Source organism: Zongyangia sp. (assembly GCF_965361945.1).
The window spans coordinates 1-5,201 of the sequence record NZ_CBDTOK010000119.1; the positions used below are offsets into that span (position 1 = coordinate 1).

General features: G+C 49.5%; 5 protein-coding genes and 1 pseudogene. 2 read left to right on the top strand and 4 right to left on the bottom strand.

The window, feature by feature from the left end; translation table 11 throughout:
• A pseudogene (locus ACZ25G_RS07740) lies at positions 1-208 on the top strand (hydantoinase B/oxoprolinase family protein); the annotation flags it as partial.
• Between the two features lie 163 nt (positions 209-371).
• Here the strand turns inward: ACZ25G_RS07740 and ACZ25G_RS07745 are convergent.
• From ACZ25G_RS07745 to ACZ25G_RS07760, 4 genes are all read right to left on the bottom strand, one after another.
• Positions 372-1,349: a P1 family peptidase gene (locus ACZ25G_RS07745; protein ID WP_463682071.1), complete on the bottom strand. Its 978-nt coding sequence runs from the start codon at positions 1,347-1,349 to the stop codon at positions 372-374.
• A 107-nt stretch (positions 1,350-1,456) separates the two neighbouring features.
• Positions 1,457-1,711 carry a hypothetical protein gene (locus tag ACZ25G_RS07750; protein WP_463682072.1) on the bottom strand — a complete coding sequence of 85 codons (255 nt, stop codon included), beginning with the start codon at positions 1,709-1,711 and terminating at the stop codon, positions 1,457-1,459.
• Between the two features lie 14 nt (positions 1,712-1,725).
• Positions 1,726-2,718 (bottom strand): Gfo/Idh/MocA family protein, encoded by a 993-nt coding sequence (locus ACZ25G_RS07755; RefSeq protein ID WP_463682073.1) that lies wholly within the window; start codon positions 2,716-2,718, stop codon positions 1,726-1,728.
• Positions 2,719-2,730: 12 nt separating this feature from the next.
• Complete coding sequence (locus ACZ25G_RS07760; protein ID WP_463682074.1) at positions 2,731-3,726, bottom strand: Gfo/Idh/MocA family protein; 996 nt, start codon at positions 3,724-3,726, stop codon at positions 2,731-2,733.
• Positions 3,727-4,197: 471 nt separating this feature from the next.
• On the opposite strand from ACZ25G_RS07760, the gene ACZ25G_RS07765 reads away from it, so the two are divergent.
• Positions 4,198-5,046 (top strand): LiaF transmembrane domain-containing protein, encoded by an 849-nt coding sequence (locus ACZ25G_RS07765; RefSeq protein ID WP_191482380.1) that lies wholly within the window; start codon positions 4,198-4,200, stop codon positions 5,044-5,046.
• Positions 5,047-5,201 lie beyond the last annotated feature (155 nt).

The window sequence follows — 5,201 nt, forward strand, 5'->3', positions numbered from 1 at the left end:
CGTGAATCCGGATACACCGGAGGAAAAGAGGTTTCTCAAAGGCGCGGATATGCGACTGAAAAAGGGAAGTATCGTACGCCTTTACACAGGTGGCGGCGGCGGTTACGGAGATCCTAAAGAGAGAAGCCGCGAAGCGGTGGAAAGAGATATTGAAAACGGATATATATCTTTGGAACGGGCCCGTACAGTCTACGGCTGGAATCCATAAAACGCATAAGAGCAGGGGTGAAACTTTCACCCCTGCTCTTATTAATAGGATCTTTTGTTCCATAGGGCAAGCATTGACCGGCAGATTTCCTCACCTTACGGCCTGTGGAAGAAGATGCGACATAACGGCCATCAATGAAAGCCGCCTTTTCGTGACCGTAATTTTATTTTATACACAATTCCCGTGCTGACGGGTACCCGCCAAGGGACGCAGCGTGGAGGACGGCGTTCTTAATTGCCCTAGCCATGACGGTAGCGGCCAGAGTCCCCACCACATCCAAGTCTGCCTGAATATTCCCTACCGACATAGCATAGATACTGTCACCGTCGGCGGTCGTGTGGACAGGACGGATGGCCCGGGCGAAGCCATTGTGAGCCATGGCGGCCACCTTTTTCATCTGCACTTTATCAAACTTTCCATTGGTGATGATTGCGCCAATGGTGGTGTTCCCAGTAAATACGTTGCGGATACCGGCGTAGGCGTCATAAAATTGGAATTCAGTATTCCGAAAGGCGTCCTTTTTTTCATTAAGAAGTCCGGCCAACTGCTGACCGTTGTCGCAATCGAAAATATCCCCTAGGGCATTGACGGCTACAATCGCGCCTACCTTTAGCTCTCCAATCTGGACAGCATAGCTGCCAAGACCGGACTTCATGGCATAATCAGTACCTAGGTACTTGCCTACCGTAGCACCGGTTCCGGCCCCTATATTGCCCATGGCGTCTTGGAAGCGGGTGGCGGCATCGAGACAAGCATTATAACCCATAGAAGGGCCAGGCCGAACGCCAGGATCACCGATATTGAGATCAAATAGGCAGGAGGCACAGACCAACGGGACTACGGTAGGTCCCACCGGAAAGCCGATGCCCTTTTCCTCTAGGTATTGCATCACCCCGGCAGCGGCATCCAATCCAAAAGCACTGCCGCCGCTGAGAAGTATTCCATGGATTCCCTGGCAACTGGCTACAGGAGAAAGAAGCTCCGTTTCCCGGGACGCAGGGCCTCCTCCCCGCACATCAAGACCGGTGGGAGCGCCCTTTTCGCAGAGGATAACGGTACACCCGGTGATCCCCGCAAGGTCTTGGGCATGACCGACCTTTATGTTTTCAATGTCAGAAAGTGAAATTTCCCGTAAAGGCATCGATGATCCGCTCCTTTCAGCACATACGTTTTTATCAGAAAATTAAGACATCCCCTGCATAAACCAAAGGACTCTCCAATTTCTCTGGAAAGCCCTTGATTTTGCATTTACTTGAAGAAATAGCCGATGAGCATGAGGATGACAATGCAGAGAAGGCAGTAGAGGAGAATCTTTAAGGTGGATTGGTTTTTTCTATCCCATTTTGGGAATAGACCGCCGATGGGGGTGACAGCTTTCATCTCCTCCTCTGTGGGCTGGGAGGGGTTCTGAGCTGCTTCCTCTTGCTCCAGCTGTTCGTCCGCTTGGATTTCTGGAGCTTGCTCTTTTTCCTGCCCATCTAGGTTTTGCTTGTTTTCTTCCATATCATTTTCCTTTCTTAATCCTTATCTTCCATGGGATAGCGCAATCCCCACTCTTTCCGGCAGGTATCGAGAAGTTCCATCATCTGTAGGGTATGGCTCCAGGGCAGGATGTCACTTTGAATCCTACCTTCCCTCAGGCACTGCATAACTTCCATCGCCTCGTATTCGTAACCGTTTTTCATAAAGGGAAGGTGGATTTCATAGGGTTCTCCCTCATAAGGCGTAATATAGGCGGTTTCTGCATGCCAAAATTCAGGGATATCAATCTGGGCCTTGGTGCCGATCATCTGGGCATCGTTGGGAATCTCTACGGTGACGGCGCTTTGCAGGCTGGCAATACCGCCTGATGGGTAGTGGGCCAAAATAGCGTTTTGCTCGTCCACACCGGTAGAACCAATCTGGGCACAGCTATGCAGGGAGGAGGGGACGGTACCAAAGATCATATCCGCATAGGAAAGGGTGTAGATGCCCACATCCAATAGCGCTCCGCCTGCAAGTTTCGGATTGAGAAGCCGCCCTTCCGGTCCTAACTCCTCCTGAAAGCCGAAGGCAATGCGGGCGGTGCGGATCTCTCCGAATTCCCCCTGATTGATCCGCCGGATGATTTCAGATGCCAGCGGCTGAAAACGTGTCCAAAAGGCCTCCATGACAAAGAGATTTTTCTGCCGGGCCAGGTCAAAAACCTTGGCCGCCTGGGATGCATTGACTGCAAAGGGCTTTTCGCAGAGAACCGGTTTGTTGTGGGATAGGCACAAAAGGGCGTTTTCCATATGCAGGGTGTGGGGTGTAGCAATGTAGATGACGTCTACATCCGGATCGTTGGCCAGGGCTTCATAGCTGGCGTAAGCCTTGGGAATGGAAAACTGTTGTGCAAATCGGTCGGCACTTTCCTGAGAGCGGGATCCAACAGCATAAATTTCAGCATCGGCAATTGAGGTCAATCCAGTACAGAATTTTTTTGCAATGGTTCCGGTACCCAGAATGCCCCATTTTATGGTTTCTTTCATAGGAACACTCCTTTACTCCTCAAAGGGATATTTGAAATTCCAGGAATAACGGCAGGAATCCATGATTTCCATTAGTTTGACCGTTTCGTCCAGCGGCATAATGTCGCTCTGGGTTTTACCGGCCCGCAAGCACTCCATAACCTCCATCGCCTCGTATTCATAGCCATTTTTGATAAAGGGCATCTGGAGATGAATGGGATCGGCTCCTTCAGGATAGATGGTCGCCTCCTCTGCGCCCCAGAAGTGGGGAATGTGAACATACCCTTTGGAACCGTAAATATAAGCGTCATCACTGCCTTTGGTGCGCAGAGCTGCGGCAAGAATCGCAATCGCATTGTTAGGGTATTTGAGGAGGATCGCGGTCTGGTCATCCACATTGGTATGGCCCATGCTGGCCACTGAATGAACTTCGCTGGGGTCAGCACCCAAAAAGCGGGCGGTATAAGAGAGAACGTAGATCCCCAGATCCAGCATGGTACCGCCAGCCAGGTTGATGTTGTAGATGCGGTGTTCATCAGGCCAATCCTCAACTTTGACAAAATCTACCTTCATCATTTTAATGTCACCGATGAGATGATCTTCATTGACCAGCCGGTATACCTCACGGTTGACCGGTTGAAAGCGGGGCCAGAAAGCCTCCATGACAAAGAGATTTTTCTCCTCGGCCAGCGCCTTGATTTCCCTGGCCTGTTTGGCGTTGACTGTAAAAGCCTTTTCATTGAGAACCGCCTTGCCATGTTGTAAACAAAGCAGGGCATTTTCGTAATGGAGCCGATGGGGTGTGGCGATGTAGATGACATCTACATCCGGGTCACTGGCAAGAGCTTCATAAGTAGGGTATGCCTTAGGAATAGAAAACCGTTTGGCAAATTGGTCGGCAGTTTCCTGAGTGCGGGAGCCGACAGCATAAATTTCAGCATCCTCACAGGCGGTGAGGGCGGTGCAGAATTTATCGGCAATCCAGCCTGTCCCTAAAATACCCCATTTAATTTTCCTATTGGTATGCATATCTCATCCTGCCTTTCATCGTCATTTGGGTTGTGCGGATAGAGTCAATTGATCTTTATTCCCATTATAGCATAGTTACAGATGTTTGTTTGCCTAAAAAAACAGCCGTATTTTCGGCTGTTTTTTTAGCGCATCGGGGGAAGCGAAGCGAAACCCCGGCGCATGGAGAAGGATTTGCGGAGCAAAGCCGCAGCCGTATTTTCGGCTGTTTTTTTAGCGCATCGGGGGAAGCGGAGCGGAACCCCGGCGCATGGAGAAGGATTTGCGAAGCAAAGCCGCAGCCGTATTTTCGATTGACTGTTAGCTGGAAAAAACGAGGTAAATTTGTAAGTAAAACTTCATAAACTTTTAAGGGCTGTGCTCTTGTTTTCGAGGAATATTTCCCCTATACTTATTTTTAGAAATGACCAAATAGCCTGGTTTGTCATGCGATTTGCAGTACTAGGCCTTTTGGAGAATGGAGAAAAACAGATGAGAAGAAATTTAGGAGCAATCACCATAGGCGCTCTGCTGATTGTCTTTGGCATTGGATGGCTGGGCAACGCATTTGACTTGTGGCAATTCAGCATCTTCGACGGTTGGTGGACCTTGCTGTTGATCCTGCCAGGAACGGCAATGCTCTTCTGTAAGGGCCAGAGAAATACCGGCGCATTGCTGTTGGTCTTAGGAATTGTGTTTCTTTTGGCAGAATTGGGTTTGATTCATGGACGGTACATATGGCCCATCCTTGTTTCTTGTGGCTTAATTTATGCCGGCGGCGCCATCATTTATCATGCTGTTACCCGGAAAAACAATGAACAAACCTACTATGGCCAGTATTCCTACGGCCAATACCAGTATCCTCCCAATCAAGAGAGAGAAAATGTAGCACAACAAGCTGCTGGGAAAAACGATTCACAGCAGACATCGCAGGAAGATGAAAACTACTACCGCTATCGGCAAGCACAGGCCCAAAATTTCCGAGCTAAGCACCCCAATGCTGCGCAAGACTTCAGCAAATATCCCAGTTATACGGCGGCCTTTTCTGGCCAGGACACCATCTGTTTGACTGATGATCTCATGGGGCTTTCTGGAGTGGCAATTTTTGGCGGCATTGATACGGATCTGAGTCAGGCCAAGGTCAACAAAAACATCGAAATACGTCTGACCGCTGTTTTTGGCGGCATCGATTTGGTAGCGCCGCCTAGGGTCAATATTGTAGCCAACGGCGTTCCCCTTTTTGGCGGTTTTGACAACCGAGCATCTGCTCCTTATAATCCCAATTGGCCGACAGTGCATATCCGTTATGTGGCGATCTTTGGAGGAATAGATATTTATTAGTTTAATCAATGTATAATAAATCGGAGGGGTTGAAACCCCTCCGATTTTTATTATGCTTTAGCAAAGAAGCCCCAGCGGTAAGTCGCTGGGGCTTCAAAAACCGCCGGCTATGTCGGTGGGAGTTTAGAGCTTAAGCAAGAAGCAACGTCCAAGCT

Excerpts from the sequence above, each read along its gene's own strand:
- ACZ25G_RS07750 (WP_463682072.1), bottom strand. The coding sequence starts at position 1,711 with ATGGAAGAAAACAAGCAAAACCTAGATGGGCAGGAAAAAGAGCAAGCT.
- ACZ25G_RS07760 (WP_463682074.1), bottom strand. The coding sequence starts at position 3,726 with ATGCATACCAATAGGAAAATTAAATGGGGTATTTTAGGGACAGGCTGG.
- ACZ25G_RS07765 (WP_191482380.1), top strand. The coding sequence starts at position 4,198 with ATGAGAAGAAATTTAGGAGCAATCACCATAGGCGCTCTGCTGATTGTC.
- ACZ25G_RS07745 (WP_463682071.1), bottom strand. The coding sequence starts at position 1,349 with ATGCCTTTACGGGAAATTTCACTTTCTGACATTGAAAACATAAAGGTC.
- ACZ25G_RS07755 (WP_463682073.1), bottom strand. The coding sequence starts at position 2,718 with ATGAAAGAAACCATAAAATGGGGCATTCTGGGTACCGGAACCATTGCA.